The following is a 14,617-nucleotide window of genomic DNA, read 5'->3' as shown; positions in this document are numbered from 1 at the left end:
TCGGAAAGGTCAGCGGCTGAAGGACGGCTCCAGCAGGCCCATGTCGCCGCGCTGGAACGCCTGGGCATAGGCCGCGATGTCCTGCCGGCTGTTGCCCACGAACGGGCCATAGGGCACCACGGGTTCGCGCAGCGGAACGCCGGCCAGCAGCACCGCATGTGCGCCCGAGGCACCGGAGTTCAAGGTCAGCACCGAACGGCCGGCCGCGTCGGTCGGCGCGGGCGACAGCACCACGGTCTGGTCGGCACGGGCCGCCTCATCGTTGGCCTGCAGCGAGCCGGCGGTGACGATCAGGAAGCCGTTGGCCGCGTTGTCCACCGGCAGATCGATCTGGCTGTCCGGCTCCAGGGTGATGGCCAGCAGATCGACGTGGGTGGACCAGCGCGGGTCGGCCGCGATGGGCGAGTTCAGGCCGGCAAACGACCCGGCGGCCACCTTGACCTGCACGCCTGGGCCCTGCCAGACCGGCATGTCGGCGCGGTCCACCTTGAACACGGCGGCCGGGTCCTGCTTGTGGCTGCGCGCCATGTTCACGAAGATCTGCAGGCCGATGGCGGCGCGGCCCGGCTGGCTGGGGGTTTCCTCGTGCACGATGCCGCGGCCGGCCTGGGTCCAGTGGAGGTCGCCGGGCCGGATGGTGCTGTGATCGCCCAGCGAGTCGCGGTTGATCACGCCGCCGGGCGAATCGTCCAGCAGCAGGGTCACGGCGCTCATGCCGCCGTGCGGATGCGGCAGGAAGAAGTTCTGCGGCATGTGGAACAGGTCGACGCCGATGAAGGGGTCGATCAGGCCCAGGTGCTCCGGGTGGAACATGCGGGCATGGGTGCTGGCGTCGAAGGCATGGTGGGGCATGTCCACCACCGAGTGCACCGCGCGCCGGGTCAGGAGTTCGGAGCCGCACATGGCCGGGCCCTCGGCTCAGGCGGCCAGGTCGAAGACCAGCACTTCCGCGTCGCGGGCATGGTCCAGCACCAGCTGCGACTCGTCGCGCACCGCCACCGCGTCGCCGGTCTTGAGCGCCTGCCCATTCACCGACAGCTCGCCACGCACCAGGTGCACATAGGCCTTGCGGGCCGGGTTCAGCGCCAGACGGGCCGACTCGGCGCCATCGAACAGGCCGGCGTAGATGCTGGCGTCGGCATGCAGCTTGACCGAACCGTCGGCCGCATCGGGCGAGGCCACACGGCGCAGCCGGCCCCGCTTCTCGGCATCGGCAAAGGCCTTCTGTTCGTAGCTCGGCGGGATGCCGCGCACATCGGGCTCGATCCAGATCTGCAGGAAGTGCGTCTCGCTGTTCGGGGCATGGTTGAACTCGCTGTGCATCACGCCGGTACCGGCGCTCATGCGCTGCACCTCGCCGGGCGGGATGCCTTCCACGTTGCCCATGCTGTCCTTGTGGGCCAGGTTGCCCTGCAGCACATAGCTCACGATCTCCATGTCGCGGTGGCCGTGGGTGCCGAAGCCGGTGCCGGGGGCGATGCGGTCTTCGTTGATGACGCGCAGGTTGCCCCAGCCCATCCACTGCGGGTCGAAGTAATCGGCAAACGAGAACGAGTGCTGGCTGCGCAGCCAGCCGTGGTCGGCATGGCCTCGGGCTTCGGAACGGCGGACGATCAGCATGGCGGGTCTCCTGAGAGGGTGGCGGGGACGATTCCCCGCTGTCGATGGGCTCGATTCTGGAGATACGCGCAGCCAAATCGGCTGCATGATTTTGATGGCATCATTCAAACCGTTTGAATGAAAGGAGCTGCCATGCCTGCCACCGCATCGCCCCGGTCCGCCCTGTCGGCCGAGAACCTGGCCCTGCTGGAAGCGGTCTCGCGCCTGGGCAGCATGGCGGCTGCAGCGCGCGAGCTCGGCATGGTGCCCAGCGCCCTGACCTACCGCATCCGCCAGATCGAGGATGCGCTGGACGTGCTGCTGTTCGACCGCAGCGCCCGGCGTGCGGTGCTCACCCCCGCCGGTGCCGAACTGCTGCGGTCGGGCGAGCACCTGCTGCAGGAACTCGATGCGGTGGCCCAGCGGGTGCGGCGGGTGGCCACCGGCTGGGAGCCGCAACTCTCCATTGCCGCCGACGCGCTGATCGCGCGCGGCACCCTGTTCGAGCTGTGCGAGGCCTTCTATGCCACCGGCGCACCCACCCGGCTGCGGCTGCGGGCCGAGACGCTCTCGGGCACGCTGGAGGCACTGCAGAGCGGCGCGGCCGACCTGGCCCTGGGCGTGTCGGTGGAGCTGGCCATACCGGGCATCCAGGTGGCGCCGCTGGGCAGCGTGCCCTTCGTGTACGCGGTGGCGCCCCACCACCCGCTGGCGGCCGCCACCCACGCGCTGTCGGACGACGAGCTGCGCCGCCACCGCGCCGTGGCGGTGGCCGACAGCACGCTGCGCGGCCGCGGCGTCACCCACAACCTGCAACCGGGCCAGGATGTGCTCACCGTGCCCACCATGCAGCACAAGCTCGAAGCCCAGTTGCGCGGGCTGGCGGTGGGCTTCCTGCCGCAACCGCTGGCCCAGCCCTACATCGACGCCGGGCGGCTGGTGGTCAAGCCGCTGCAGCGCACCTCGCGCACCCAGCGCGCCGCCTACGCCTGGCGCCAGGACACCGGCCCGCAGGGTGCCGGCCGCGCCCTGCAGTGGTGGCTGGAGCGGCTGCAGCACCCCAAAACCCGCCATGCCCTGCTGCACAACCACCACCAGAGCTGAAGGCCGCTGCTACATTCGGCTCCACCCCTGAACACACCCCGCACGCCACCATGACCACTCGCCGGCCCACCCGCGCTCCCAAGTCCATCCCTGCCGCGGCCGCTGCGCCGTTGCGGCACATCGCCGTCATCGGTGGCGGCATGGCGGGCGTGACCTGCGCCCGCACCCTGCTGCAGGCCGGCCACCGCGTCACGCTCATCGAGAAGAGCCGGGGCTTCGGCGGCCGCATGTCGACCCGCCGCACCGAGTTCGGCGGCTTCGACCATGGCGCCCAGTACTTCACCGTGCGCGATGCGCGCTTCGAGCAGGTGCTGCGGCTGACCGCCACCAGTGTGGTGCGACCCTGGAGCGCCAGCACGGTGCGCGTGCTCGACGAATTCGGCCACGTGCTGGCCAGCGCCCCGCCTCCCACCGAACCGCACTTCGTGGCCACGCCGGGCATGAACGCCCTGGTGGCGCTGTGGGCGCAACCGATCGCCCGGCCCGAACAGCACGGCGGCCTGCCGGCGCAGGCGCTGGTGCAGGTGCGTGTGACCCAGATCGAACGTGACGCCCTGCACCCGCAGCAGTGGCAGCTGCGGGCCGAGGATGCCGAGGGCGGTCAGCGCGTGCTCGGCGGCTTCGACCAGGTGGTGCTGGCCATTCCCCACCCGCAGGTGCACGACCTGCTGCTGGCCTCCGGCCTGGCACCGGAGTTGCGGCAGGCGCTGGCACCGGTGCATGTGGCCCCGTGCTGGACGCTCATGGTGGCCTACCCGCAGGCCATGCAGCCGGGCCTGCCGCACCTGGGCCCGCAATGGAATGCCGCGCGCAGCACCCACCACCGCATCAGCTGGCTGGCCCGTGAATCGAGCAAGCCGGCGCGGGACCCGATCGAGCGCTGGACGGTGCAGGCCAGCCCCGACTGGTCGACCCGCCACCTCGAAGACGACGAAGAGCGCGTCAAGGCCAAGCTGCTCAAGGGCTTTGCCGAGATCACCGGCATCCGTGCCACGCCCACCCACGCGGTGGTGCACCGCTGGCGTTATGCCCAGACCCGCACCCCGCTGGGCCGTTCGCACCTGATCGACCCGGCACTGGGCATCGGCCTGTGCGGCGACTGGTGCCTGGGCCACCGGGTGGAAGACGCCTTCGTCTCGGGCCTCGAACTGGCCCTGGCCATGGCGTGAAGCCGCGCGGCCGGTTCGCGCCGTCGCCCACCGGGCCGCTGCACGCCGGTTCCCTGGTGGCCGCACTCGCCAGCTGGCTCGATGCCCGTGCGCGTGGCGGCGTCTGGCTGGTGCGCATCGAGGACGTCGACACACCACGCTGCGTGCCGGGGGCCGATGGATTCATCCTGCAGCAGCTCGCCGCCTGCGGCCTGACGCCGGACGAACCGGTGAGCTGGCAATCGCAACGCGGCCATCGGTATCAGGCGGCGCTGGAGCGCCTGCTCTCCACCGGTTCGGCCTACCCCTGTGCCTGCTCACGCAGCGACATCGAAGCCGCGCTGGCCGCCGCTGGACGCCCCCGGGAACGGCATCAGGCCGCCGTCTACCCCGGCACCTGCCGCCCAGGTCTGCAGGGCCGCCAGGCCCGCGCCTGGCGGCTGCGCCTGCCCGATGCCGCCACGGTGCACTGGCTCGATGCCCGCCTGGGGCCGCAGCAGCAGGATGTGGCTGCCGACGTGGGCGACTTCGTGCTGCGCCGCGCCGACGGCCTGTGGGCCTACCAGCTGGCCGTGGTGGTGGACGACGCCGAGCAGGGCATCAGCCATGTGGTGCGCGGCGCCGACCTGGCCGACAACACGCCGCGCCAGATCCTGCTGCAGCGCGCCCTGGATCTTCCGCCGGTGGGCTATCACCATGTACCGCTGGTGCTGGGGCCCAACGGCGAGAAGCTGAGCAAGCAGAACGGTGCCGCAGCGCTCGACCTGAGCGATCCGCTGGCCGCGCTGCAGTCGGCCGCCAGCGTGCTGGGCCTGCCGCCGGCCGGCGGCGGCGTGGCCGAGGCGCTGGCGCTGTGGACCCGGGCCTGGCAGGCCGCCTGGTGCGCGGCCACCTAAAATCGCAGGCTTTGCCCGCCCGCCATGACCGACCCCCGACACGCCCTGCCCCGCCCCGCCCCCACCGACGTGGAGCACCTGCGCGTGGTCAAGAGCTATGTGCTGCGGGCCGGTCGCACCACCGCCGGCCAGGCACGGGCTTACGAGGTGTTCGGCCCGCGCTTCATGGTGCCCTACGCACCGCAGCCGCTCGACCTGGCCGCCACCTTCGGCCGCCAGGCACCCACGGTGCTGGAGATCGGCTTCGGCATGGGCGGCGCCACCGCCCACATTGCCGGCGTGCGGCCGCAGGACAACTTCCTGTGCTGCGAGGTGCACGAGCCCGGCGTGGGCGCCCTGCTCAAGCTCTGCGGCGACAACGGCCTGGAGAACATCCGCATCGTGCGGCACGACGCGGTCGAGGTGATGGACCACATGCTGGCCGACGGCAGCCTGGACGGCGTGCACATTTTCTTCCCCGACCCCTGGCACAAGACCAAGCACCACAAGCGCCGGCTGATCCAGGGTCCGTTCGTGAACCGTCTGGCCCACAAGCTCAGGCCCGGCGGCTATGTGCACCTGGCCACCGACTGGCAGCCCTATGCCGAACAGATGGTCGAGGTGCTGGCCGCAGAACCCCTGCTGCGCAACACCGCCGACCCGGCCCTGGGCGGCTACGCGCCCAAGCCCGACTACCGGCCGCTCACCAAGTTCGAGAACCGGGGCCTGAAGCTGGGCCATGGCGTGTGGGACCTGGTCTGGTCCCGCGTCTGACCCGCTGACACGGCGGCCCGGCATGGCACACCGGCCCAAGAACCCCCTGGTACCGGCCCGCGACGGCGTGTCGCCGAGCTGCGTGGCCGTGCCGCACGACAAGCCCTGCCCCTGGCCCACGGTGCTGGACTTCCTGGCCGATCGCCTGTGCGCCGTGGACCGCGAAGGCTGGGCCAACCGCCTGCGCCAGGGCGAGGTGCTGGACGACACCGCCCGGCCCCGCAGCGCCGACAGCCCCTGCATCCCGGGCGAGCGGCTGTACTACTACCGCCGGCTGGACCATGAGCAGCCCATCCCGTTCGAGGCCTCGGTGCTGTTCCAGGACGCCCATCTGCTGGTGATGGACAAGCCGCACTTCCTGCCGGTGGTGCCCACCGGCCGCTATGTGCAGCAGAGCCTGCTGGTGAGGGCCAAGCGGCAGACCGGCATCGACACCCTGAGCCCGCTGCACCGCATCGACCGCGAGACCGCCGGCATCGTGGTGTTCAGCATCCGGCCACAGGACCGCGATGCCTACCAGGCGCTGTTCCGCGACCGTGAGGTGGACAAGCAGTACCAGGCCATCGCGCCCTGCCCCGACGGTTTGCCGCTGCTGCAAGGCCACGTGCGCCGCAGCCGCATCGAGGAAGACCCTGGCGGCTTCTTCCGCATGCACGAGGTGCCGGGCGAGCCCAACAGCGAGACCCGCATCACCGAACAGGAGCGCCAAGGCCGCTGGGCGCGGTACGCGCTGGAGCCGGTCACCGGCAAGCGGCACCAGCTGCGGGTGCACATGGCCGCGCTGGGGCGGCCGCTGGCGGGTGACCAGTTCTACCCGGTGGTGCGGCGCGGACCAAACGAGGTCGAGGACTTCTCCGAACCGCTGCGCCTGCTGGCGCAGGCCATCGCCTTCACCGACCCGGTGACCGGGCAGGCCCGGCGCTTCGAGAGCCGGCAGGCGCTGGACTGGCCGGCGGACTGACGTCCCCGGCCCCACCGCGGGGTCAGGCCCGCTCGGCCACCCAGCCCTGCACCGACTTCAGCGCCGCGTCCAGTCCCGAGGCGTCGGTGCCGCCGGCCATGGCCATGTCCGGCTTGCCGCCACCCTTGCCGCCGACCTGCTGGGCGACGAAATTGACCAGTTCACCGGCCTTGACCTTGCCGGTGCTGTCCGCCGTGACGCCGGCGGCCAGCTGCACCTTGCCGCCGTCCACCGCCGCCAGCACGATGGCCGCGGTCTTGAGCTTGTCCTTGAGCTTGTCCAGGGTGTCGCGCAACACCTTGGCATCGGCCCCCTGCAGCACGGCGGCCAGCACCTTGATGCCCTTGATGTCGACGGCCTGGGCCATGAGCTCGTCGCCCTGGCTGGAGGCCAGCTTGCCCTTGAGGGCCGCCACTTCCTTCTCGAGGGCGCGCACCTGCTCCAGCGTCTGGCCGATGCGGGCCTGCAGTTCGGCCGGCGAGGCCTTGAGCGCCCCGGCCGCCTGGGCCACGGTGGACTCCAGCGACTGCAGGTAGGCCAGCGCGTTGGCGCCGGTGACCGCCTCGATGCGGCGGACGCCGGCGGCCACGCCGCTCTCGGCCACCACCTTGAACAGGCCGATGTCGCCTGTGCGGCCCACATGGGTGCCGCCGCACAGTTCGCGGCTGCTGCCGATGTCGAGCACGCGCACCGTGTCGCCGTACTTCTCGCCGAACAGCATCATGGCGCCGGTGGCCTTGGCGGCCTCGATCTCCATCACGCGGGCCTGCGTGGCGGCGTTGGCCAGGATCTCGGCGTTGACGATGGCCTCGATCTGGCGGATCTGCGCATCGGTCACCGGGGCGTTGTGGGCAAAGTCGAAGCGGGTGCGATCGGCGTTCACCAGCGAGCCCTTCTGCTGCACGTGGTCGCCCAGCACCTCGCGCAGGGCCTTGTGCATCAGGTGGGTGGCGCTGTGGTTGCGCACGGTGGCCGCGCGCAGCGTGGTGTTGACGCGGGCATTGACCGCATCGCCCACCGCCAGCGTGCCCTGGGCCACGCTGCCGTGGTGGCCGAACACGTCGGCGCGGATCTTCTGGGTGTCCTCCACCACGAAGCGGGCCGCACCGGCCACCAGTTCGCCTTCGTCGCCCACCTGGCCGCCGCTCTCGGCATAGAACGGGGTGGTGTCGAGCACCACCACGCCCTGCTGGCCGGCCTTCAGCGCGGTCACCGGGGTGCCGTCGAGGTACAGGGCCACCACTTTGGCCGGGGCCTCCAGGTGCTCGTAGCCCACGAAGGTGTTGCCGGCACCGGTGTACTCCAGCGCCTTGTCCATCTTGAACTTGCCGGCGGCACGGCCCTGGGCCTTCTGGCGCTCCATGGCTGCATGGAAGCCGGCTTCGTCGACGCTCAGGCCACGTTCACGGCACACATCGCCCGACAGATCGAGCGGGAAGCCGTAGGTGTCGTGCAGCTTGAAGGCCACGTCGCCAGGCAGCACCTTGGCGCCGTCGGCCAGGGCGGCGTCCAGGATCTCCATGCCGTTGGCCAGGGTCTCGTAGAAGCGCTCTTCCTCGGCCTTGAGCACCTCGGTGATGCGCTGGGCCTGGTTGGCGAGGTTGGGGTAGGCCTCGCCCATCATCTTCACCAGGTCGGGCACCAGCTTGTGGAAGAACGGGGTCTTCTGGCCCAGCTTGTAGCCGTGGCGGATGGCGCGGCGCACGATGCGGCGCTGCACATAGCCGCGGCCTTCGTTGCTGGGGATCACGCCGTCGCTGATGAGGAAGGCGGTGGCGCGGATGTGGTCGGCGATCACCTTGAGCGAAGGGTTGCTCAGGTCGGTGGTGCCGGTCTCGCGGGCGGCGGCCTTGATCAGCACATCGAAGATGTCGATCTCGTAGTTGCTGTGCACATGCTGCAGGATGGCGGCCAGCCGCTCCAGGCCCATGCCGGTGTCCACGCAGGGCGCGGGCAGCGGCGTGACCGAACCGTCTTCCTTCATGTCGAACTGCATGAACACGTTGTTCCAGATCTCGATGAAGCGGTCGCCGTCCTCGTCCGGGCTGCCCGGCGGGCCGCCGGGGATCTCGGGACCGTGGTCGTAGAAGATCTCGCTGCAGGGGCCGCAGGGGCCGGTGTCGGCCATCATCCAGAAGTTGTCGCTCTTGTAGCGGCCGCCCTTGTTGTCGCCGATGCGGATGATGCGACCCTCCTGCTTGACGCGCTCGGGGGTCCAGCCGGCCTTCACAAAGATGTCTTCCCAGATGGCATGGGCCTCGTCGTCTTCCTGGTAGACCGTGGCGTACAGCCGGTCAGCCGGCAGTTTGTAAACCTGGGTCAGCAGCTCCCAGGCCCAGTTCAGGCTTTCCTTCTTGAAGTAGTCGCCGAAGCTCCAGTTGCCCAGCATCTCGAAGAAGGTGTGGTGGCGCGCGGTGTAGCCCACGTTCTCCAGGTCGTTGTGCTTGCCGCCGGCGCGCAGGCAGGCCTGGACGGATGCAGCGCGCACATAGCTGCGCTTGTCGGTGCCCAGGAACACGTCCTTGAACTGCACCATGCCGGAGTTGGTGAACATCAGCGTGGGGTCGTTGCCCGGCACCAGGGGGCTGGACGCCACCACGGTGTGGCCCTTGGCGGCAAAGAAGTCCAGGAAGGTCTTGCGGATGTCGGCGACAGAGGCGGGACGGGTCATGGTGGCCTTGGCAATGGAGCGGAGGTGGGCTGATGCCCCCGGGGGCACCCCGGCGGCGTCAAAGCCCGCTATTTTCCAACACTTCCAGTGGCCCGGCGCGGCGGGTCACCACCGGTACTGCAGGGTCGTCCGGCCCGGGCTATCCTGCCGGATTCCGCACTGGCGCCCGGCCAGCCTGCGCCACCCACCGACCGGAGACACCCCATGGACATGAAAACCTCGCCCCTGGCCCTGCTCAAGGACCCCAGCCTGCTCAAGACCGACGGCCTGATCAACGGCCAGTGGGTCACGGGCAGCAGCCGCTTCGACGTGCTGGACCCGGCCACCGGCCTGAAGCTGGCCGACGTGGCCAACCTGGGCCCGGCCGACGCGCAGGCCGCCATCGATGCGGCCAACGCCGCCTGGGCCGGCTGGCGCAACAAGACCGCCAAGGAGCGTTCCAACATCCTGCGCGCCTGGTTCAACCTGCTGATGGCCAACCAGGACGATCTGGCCCGCATCCTGACCGCCGAGCAGGGCAAGCCCTACCCCGAGGCCAAGGGCGAGATCGCCTACGGCTCCAGCTTCGTGGAGTGGTTTGCCGAAGAGGCCAAGCGCGTCAACGGCGAGACCCTGCCCACCTTCGACAACAACCGACGCTTGCTGGTGCTCAAGCAGCCCATCGGCGTGTGCGCCGCCATCACGCCCTGGAACTTCCCGCTGGCCATGATCACCCGCAAGGTGGCCCCGGCCCTGGCCGCCGGCTGCCCGGTGATCATCAAGCCGGCCGAGCTCACCCCGCTGACCGCGCTGGCCGCGGCCGAACTCGCGGTGCGCGCCGGCATTCCGGCCGGCGTCATCAACATCCTGAGCGCCGACAGCGAGCAGAGCATCGCCATCGGCAAGGTGCTGTGCGCCAGCGACGTGGTGCGCCACCTCTCCTTCACCGGCTCCACCGAAGTGGGCCGCATCCTGATGGCGCAGAGCGCGCCCACGGTCAAGAAGCTCAGCCTGGAGCTGGGCGGCAACGCGCCCTTCATCGTGTTCGACGACGCCGACATCGACTCCGCCGTGGAAGGCGCCATTGCCAGCAAGTACCGCAACGCCGGCCAGACCTGCGTGTGCGCCAACCGCCTGTATGTGCAGGCCGGCGTGTACGACGCCTTCGTGGAGAAGTTCGCCGCCCGCGTGGCCGCCTTCAAGGTGGGCAACGGCTTCGACGACGGCGTGGTGCAGGGCCCGCTGATCGAGGACGCCGCGGTCGACAAGGTGCAGCGCCATGTGAACGACGCCGTGGCCAAGGGCGGCCGCGTGGTCACCGGCGGCCAGAAGCTGCCGGGCCAGTTCTTCCAGCCCACCGTCATTGCCGACGCCAAGGGCGACATGCTGTGCGCCCGCGAGGAGACCTTCGGCCCGCTGGCCCCGGTGTTCAAGTTCCAGACCGAGCAGGAAGCCATAGCGGCGGCCAACAACACCGAGTTCGGTCTGGCCAGCTACTTCTACAGCCGCGACGTGGGCCGCATCTTCCGCGTGAGCGAGGCACTCGAATACGGCATGGTGGGCATCAACGTGGGCATCCTGGCCACCGAGCACGTGCCGTTTGGCGGCGTGAAGCAGTCGGGCCTGGGCCGCGAGGGTTCGCACCACGGCATGGACGACTATGTGGAGATCAAATACCTCTGCGTCGGCGATGTGCTGAAGTGACCGCATGAAATTCGACTGGCACAACCCTTACCCGGTCTCGCGCGCACCGCTGCTGGCGCGCAACGTGGTGGCCACGTCGCAGCCGCTGGCGGCACAGGCCGGGCTGCGCATGCTGATCAAGGGCGGCAACGCGATCGATGCCGCCATCGCGGCGGCGGCCGCGCTCACCGTGGTGGAGCCCTGCTCCAACGGACTGGGCAGCGACAACTTCGCCATCGTCTGGGACGGCCAGCGGCTGCACGGCCTGAATTCCAGCGGCGTGGCCCCGTCCACCTGGACGCCGGATTACTTCCGGAACAAGCACGGCAAGATTCCGCTGCGTGGCTTCGATGCGGTCACCGTGCCCGGCGCGGTGGCGGGCTGGGTGGCGCTGTCGGAGCGCTTCGGCGCGCTGCCCTTTGCCGACCTGCTGGAGCCCGCCATCGAACTGGCCGAGGCCGGCTATGCGGTGGGCCCGGTGGTGGCCGACAAATGGGCCCGCGCCGTGCCGCAGCTGCAGGACCAGCCCGGTTTCGCCCAGGCCTTCATGCCGCGGGGCCGCGCACCCCGGGTGGGCGAACGGTTTGCCTTCCCGGATGCCGGGCGCACCCTGCGCGCCATCGCCGCCACGAAGGGCGAAGCCTTCTACCGGGGCGAGGTGGCCCAGGCCATCGACGCCTTCGCCCGCGAGCACGGCGCACAACTGCGTGCATCCGACCTCGCCGCCCACCAGGTGCAGTGGGTCGACACCATCCACACCGGCTTTGCCGGCCACACGGTGCACGAGCTGCCGCCCAATGGCCAGGGCATTGCGGCGCTGATGGCCCTGGGCATGCTGGAGCAGCTCGACATCGGCCGTTTCGGGCCCGACAGCGTGGAGAGCGCCCACCTGCAGATCGAGGCCATCAAGCTGGCCTTTGCCGACACCTACCGCTGGGTGGCCGACGAGCGCTTCATGACCGAAGTGCGGGCCGCCGACCTGCTCGACCCCGCCTACCTGCGCGAACGCGCCCGGTTGATCGACCCCCGGCGCGCCATCGACCCGGGTGCCGGTCACCCGCCGCGCGGGGGCACGGTGTACCTGAACGCGGCCGACGCACAGGGCCGCATGGTGAGCTTCATCCAGAGCAATTACCTGGGCTTCGGCAGCGGCGTGGTGGTACCGGGCTGGGGCGTGAGCCTGCAGAACCGGGGCCATGGCTTCACCCTGCAGGACGGCCACCCCAACCAGGTGGCGCCGGGCAAGCGGCCGTTCCACACCATCATCCCCGGCTTCCTGAGCCGCGATGGTCAGCCGGTGATGGCTTTCGGCGTCATGGGCGCCAACATGCAGCCGCAAGGCCATGTGCAGACGCTGGTGCGCATGCTGGTGCATGGTCAGCAGCCGCAGGCCGCCTGCGACGCGCCGCGCTGGAAATGGGGCCAGGGGCTGGACGTGGACTTCGAGCCCACCATGGCGCCCGCACTGCGCGAAGGCCTCAAGGCCCTGGGTCACCGCTTCGAGCCCGCCGCCGACGCCTACCTCGACTTCGGCAGCGGCCAGTTCATTGCCCGGCTGAGCGACGACCTGCAGGACGGCTATGCCGCCGCCAGCGACTCGCGCCGCGACGGTCAGGCCGTGGGCTACTGAGTCCGGTTCAACGGAACAACCGCCGGGCGTGCACGCCCAGACCGTTCGCCACGCTGGCGTTGCGGTCCCCGTGCACCGCCCGCGCGGCCGGCAGCCGTTGGCCGATGCGGCGGGTCAGTGGAGCAAAGCCGGTGGAGCCGCCGGTGAAATACACCACCTCCACCGCCTCCGGCGACACGCCGGCCATCTGCAGCGTCACGTCCACCGCCTGGGCTATGCGGTCCAGGTCGGCGTCGAGTGCCTCCAGCGCGCGGGTCGCGTCGAACGGCACCTGCAGCCCCGGCGCCAGCAGGGCCAGATCGATGGAGGCAGAACCGCCCTCGGCCACCGCGATCTTGGCGTCCTCGGCCCGGGTCAGCAGGGCATGCCCCAGGCGCTCGTCCACCACCTGCATCAGCCGCCGGTGGTGTTCGGGCTGGCCGTAGAAGCCCTTCATGCGCTGCAGCTCGGCCCTGCGCGGCGGGGTGTACACGGTGTTGATCAGGTGCCAGGTGGCCAGGTCGAAGTAGACCCGGCTGGGCACCTCGCGCGGCGGGGCGCCGTCGGCCCGGGTCGGCCCCAGTGCGCGGTAGCCGCAGGCCGGCAGGATGGCGGCCAGTTCGACCTGGCGATCGAAGTCGGTGCCGGCGATGTGCACCCCGTGGTTGGCCAGGATGTCGTCGCGGCGGTCCAGCCGATCCCGCCGCCGGGGTCCGACCCGCACCAGCGAGAAGTCGGAGGTGCCGCCGCCGATGTCGGCCACCAGCACCAGCGCTTCGTGGTCGGTGGTCTGCTCGAAGTCGAGCGCCGCCGCAATCGGCTCGAACTGGAAGCTGATCTCGGTCAGACCGCAGGCCCGGGCGGCGTCTTCCAGCGCCTGCTGGGCCTGGGCGTCGCGCTGCGGGTCACCGTCGACGAAGAACACCGGCCGGCCCAGCACCGCCCGCTCCAGCGGCGCCCCGGTCCGCTCCTCGGCCAGGGTCTTGAGCCGCTGCAGGTAGCCTGCAATGACATCGCGGTACCGCACGGCCCGGCCTTCGCCCACATCGGTGCTCTGGTCGGCCAGGGTGGAGCCCAGGATGCTCTTCATGGAGCGCATGAGGCGGCCTTCCTGGCCTTCCAGGTAGGCCGCCAGCGCGGCCCGGCCGTAGATGCGTTCGGGTGGCTCATGGCCGGCCAGCCCCTCGACCCGGTAAAACACGGCCGTGGGCATGGTCACCTGCCCGGCCTCCAGGGCCACCAGCGCCATGCCGGCGTCCGCCGTGGGCACCGCGATGGCGGAATTGGAGGTGCCGAAGTCGACGGCGCAGAACAGACGGGGGTCGATCGGCATGAGGGGGCGGATTCTAGTCGCTAGAATCCGGGTCGCGCGGGTGTAGTTCAATGGCAGAACGGCAGCTTCCCAAGCTTCATACGAGGGTTCGATTCCCTTCACCCGCTCCACTCAATCGAGGCCTGGCCATGGAAGATCCCCGCTGCTGCGGTACCGGCACCTGCATCATCAACGCCGAAGGCTTCTGCTGGTGCGGGCAGCGCTGGGACGGCGAGAAGATGTGTTTTCCGGCCGCCGAACCCGCTGCCCGGACCGACGATGACGGCGCCGAGCCGTCTGCCCCGCCGGCTGCCGACCACTGAGACCCGGCCTCAGGTTCCCACGCCCAGCAGGGCCAGCAGGCCCAGCACCGCAAAGATGAGTGCCGCCACCGCATGAACCGCGCGGATCGGCACCTTGCGGGTGATGGCATCGCCGAAGAACACCACCGGCGCATTGGCCAGCATCATTCCCAGCGTGGTGCCGATCACCACCGCCACCAGCGGTTCGTACTGCGCACCCAGGGCCACGGTGGCGATCTGGGTCTTGTCCCCCATCTCGGCCAGGAAGAAGGCCCAGGTGGTGGCCGCGAACACGCCGAAGTGGCTGCGCGAGGGCGCGTCATCGTCGTCGAGCTTGTCGGGGATGAGCATCCACACCGCCATGGCGATGAAGGAGATCCCCAGCACCCAGCGCATCACCTGCGGGCCGATGGCGGCCATGAGCCAGGCACCGGCCGCGCCGGCCAGCGCATGGTTGAGCACGGTGGCCACGAAGATGCCGGCCACGATGGGCCAGGGGCGTTTGAAACGGGCGGCCAGCACCAGCGAAAGCAGCTGGGTCTTGTCGCCCATTTCAGCGAGGGCGACGATGCCGGTGGACAGGAGGAAGGCTTCCAAGAC

13 protein-coding genes and 1 tRNA gene are annotated in these 14,617 nt (G+C 70.3%); 9 read left to right on the top strand and 5 right to left on the bottom strand.

Translation table 11 applies throughout. From position 1 onward, the window contains the following. Positions 1 to 9: 9 nt before the first annotated feature. The gene (locus CAP38_RS06645) at positions 10 to 903 is read right to left on the bottom strand and encodes a pirin family protein (protein WP_086120255.1); all 894 of its coding nucleotides are present in this window, start codon (positions 901 to 903) and stop codon (positions 10 to 12) included. Between the two features lie 15 nt (positions 904 to 918). Next, the gene (locus CAP38_RS06640; protein WP_086120253.1) at positions 919 to 1,620 is read right to left on the bottom strand and encodes a pirin family protein; all 702 of its coding nucleotides are present in this window, start codon (positions 1,618 to 1,620) and stop codon (positions 919 to 921) included. 132 nt (positions 1,621 to 1,752) lie between these two features. Between CAP38_RS06640 and CAP38_RS06635 the strand changes: the two genes are divergently transcribed. Genes CAP38_RS06635 through CAP38_RS06615 form a run of 5 tightly spaced genes read left to right on the top strand, consistent with a single transcriptional unit; the run spans position 1,753 to position 6,461 of the window. Then, a complete protein-coding gene (locus tag CAP38_RS06635) occupies positions 1,753 to 2,703 on the top strand; it encodes a LysR family transcriptional regulator (protein ID WP_086120251.1) in 951 nt (316 codons plus the stop codon). A 50-nt stretch (positions 2,704 to 2,753) separates the two neighbouring features. Then, entirely contained in the window at positions 2,754 to 3,872 is a 1,119-nt protein-coding gene (locus CAP38_RS06630) for an NAD(P)/FAD-dependent oxidoreductase (RefSeq protein WP_086120249.1), read from the top strand. Beyond that, complete coding sequence (gluQRS, locus tag CAP38_RS06625; protein ID WP_086120247.1) at positions 3,869 to 4,747, top strand: tRNA glutamyl-Q(34) synthetase GluQRS; 879 nt, start codon at positions 3,869 to 3,871, stop codon at positions 4,745 to 4,747. The genes CAP38_RS06630 and gluQRS overlap by 4 nt, the downstream gene beginning before the upstream one ends. A gap of 24 nt (positions 4,748 to 4,771) precedes the next feature. Then, positions 4,772 to 5,500 (top strand): tRNA (guanosine(46)-N7)-methyltransferase TrmB, encoded by a 729-nt coding sequence (gene trmB, locus CAP38_RS06620; protein ID WP_086120245.1) that lies wholly within the window; start codon positions 4,772 to 4,774, stop codon positions 5,498 to 5,500. A 22-nt stretch (positions 5,501 to 5,522) separates the two neighbouring features. Beyond that, positions 5,523 to 6,461 carry a pseudouridine synthase gene (locus CAP38_RS06615; protein WP_086120243.1) on the top strand — a complete coding sequence of 313 codons (939 nt, stop codon included), beginning with the start codon at positions 5,523 to 5,525 and terminating at the stop codon, positions 6,459 to 6,461. A 22-nt stretch (positions 6,462 to 6,483) separates the two neighbouring features. On the opposite strand, the gene alaS is transcribed toward CAP38_RS06615, so the two are convergent. Then, entirely contained in the window at positions 6,484 to 9,132 is a 2,649-nt protein-coding gene (gene alaS / locus CAP38_RS06610) for an alanine--tRNA ligase (RefSeq protein ID WP_086120241.1), read from the bottom strand. Positions 9,133 to 9,336: 204 nt separating this feature from the next. Here alaS and CAP38_RS06605 point away from each other — a divergent pair, with 204 nt between their 5' ends. Together CAP38_RS06605 and CAP38_RS06600 are read left to right on the top strand one after the other, a co-directional pair. Continuing rightward, positions 9,337 to 10,815, top strand: a complete 1,479-nt coding sequence (locus CAP38_RS06605; protein ID WP_086120239.1) for an NAD-dependent succinate-semialdehyde dehydrogenase — start codon at positions 9,337 to 9,339, stop codon at positions 10,813 to 10,815. 4 nt (positions 10,816 to 10,819) lie between these two features. Then, on the top strand, positions 10,820 to 12,424 hold the full coding sequence (locus CAP38_RS06600) for a gamma-glutamyltransferase family protein (RefSeq protein ID WP_086120237.1): 1,605 nt from the start codon (positions 10,820 to 10,822) through the stop codon (positions 12,422 to 12,424). A 7-nt stretch (positions 12,425 to 12,431) separates the two neighbouring features. On the opposite strand, the gene CAP38_RS06595 is transcribed toward CAP38_RS06600, so the two are convergent. Further along, positions 12,432 to 13,736: an Hsp70 family protein gene (locus tag CAP38_RS06595; RefSeq protein WP_086120235.1), complete on the bottom strand. Its 1,305-nt coding sequence runs from the start codon at positions 13,734 to 13,736 to the stop codon at positions 12,432 to 12,434. Positions 13,737 to 13,772: 36 nt separating this feature from the next. Here CAP38_RS06595 and CAP38_RS06590 point away from each other — a divergent pair. Further along, positions 13,773 to 13,846: transfer RNA gene (locus CAP38_RS06590), tRNA-Gly, on the top strand. Between the two features lie 18 nt (positions 13,847 to 13,864). Beyond that, on the top strand, positions 13,865 to 14,038 hold the full coding sequence (locus tag CAP38_RS15325) for a hypothetical protein (RefSeq protein WP_179188475.1): 174 nt from the start codon (positions 13,865 to 13,867) through the stop codon (positions 14,036 to 14,038). Positions 14,039 to 14,047: 9 nt separating this feature from the next. On the opposite strand, the gene CAP38_RS06585 is transcribed toward CAP38_RS15325, so the two are convergent. Continuing rightward, complete coding sequence (locus CAP38_RS06585; protein ID WP_086120233.1) at positions 14,048 to 14,614, bottom strand: TMEM165/GDT1 family protein; 567 nt, start codon at positions 14,612 to 14,614, stop codon at positions 14,048 to 14,050. Positions 14,615 to 14,617 lie beyond the last annotated feature (3 nt).

Origin of the sequence: Hydrogenophaga sp. IBVHS2 (genome assembly GCF_002127215.1) — a bacterium.
Classification (GTDB): domain Bacteria; phylum Pseudomonadota; class Gammaproteobacteria; order Burkholderiales; family Burkholderiaceae_C; genus Hydrogenophaga.
Note: the sequence above shows the minus strand (reverse complement) of the source record. Positions and strands in the feature narration are given on the sequence as shown.

Bases quoted from the DNA above. Each gene is read 5' to 3' on its own strand.
- CAP38_RS06605 (WP_086120239.1), top strand. From the start codon at position 9,337: ATGGACATGAAAACCTCGCCCCTGGCCCTGCTCAAGGACCCCAGCCTG.
- CAP38_RS06615 (WP_086120243.1), top strand. From the start codon at position 5,523: ATGGCACACCGGCCCAAGAACCCCCTGGTACCGGCCCGCGACGGCGTG.
- CAP38_RS06635 (WP_086120251.1), top strand. From the start codon at position 1,753: ATGCCTGCCACCGCATCGCCCCGGTCCGCCCTGTCGGCCGAGAACCTG.
- CAP38_RS06640 (WP_086120253.1), bottom strand. From the start codon at position 1,620: ATGCTGATCGTCCGCCGTTCCGAAGCCCGAGGCCATGCCGACCACGGC.
- CAP38_RS15325 (WP_179188475.1), top strand. From the start codon at position 13,865: ATGGAAGATCCCCGCTGCTGCGGTACCGGCACCTGCATCATCAACGCC.
- CAP38_RS06600 (WP_086120237.1), top strand. From the start codon at position 10,820: ATGAAATTCGACTGGCACAACCCTTACCCGGTCTCGCGCGCACCGCTG.
- trmB (WP_086120245.1), top strand. From the start codon at position 4,772: ATGACCGACCCCCGACACGCCCTGCCCCGCCCCGCCCCCACCGACGTG.
- alaS (WP_086120241.1), bottom strand. From the start codon at position 9,132: ATGACCCGTCCCGCCTCTGTCGCCGACATCCGCAAGACCTTCCTGGAC.
- CAP38_RS06645 (WP_086120255.1), bottom strand. From the start codon at position 903: ATGTGCGGCTCCGAACTCCTGACCCGGCGCGCGGTGCACTCGGTGGTG.
- CAP38_RS06630 (WP_086120249.1), top strand. From the start codon at position 2,754: ATGACCACTCGCCGGCCCACCCGCGCTCCCAAGTCCATCCCTGCCGCG.
- CAP38_RS06595 (WP_086120235.1), bottom strand. From the start codon at position 13,736: ATGCCGATCGACCCCCGTCTGTTCTGCGCCGTCGACTTCGGCACCTCC.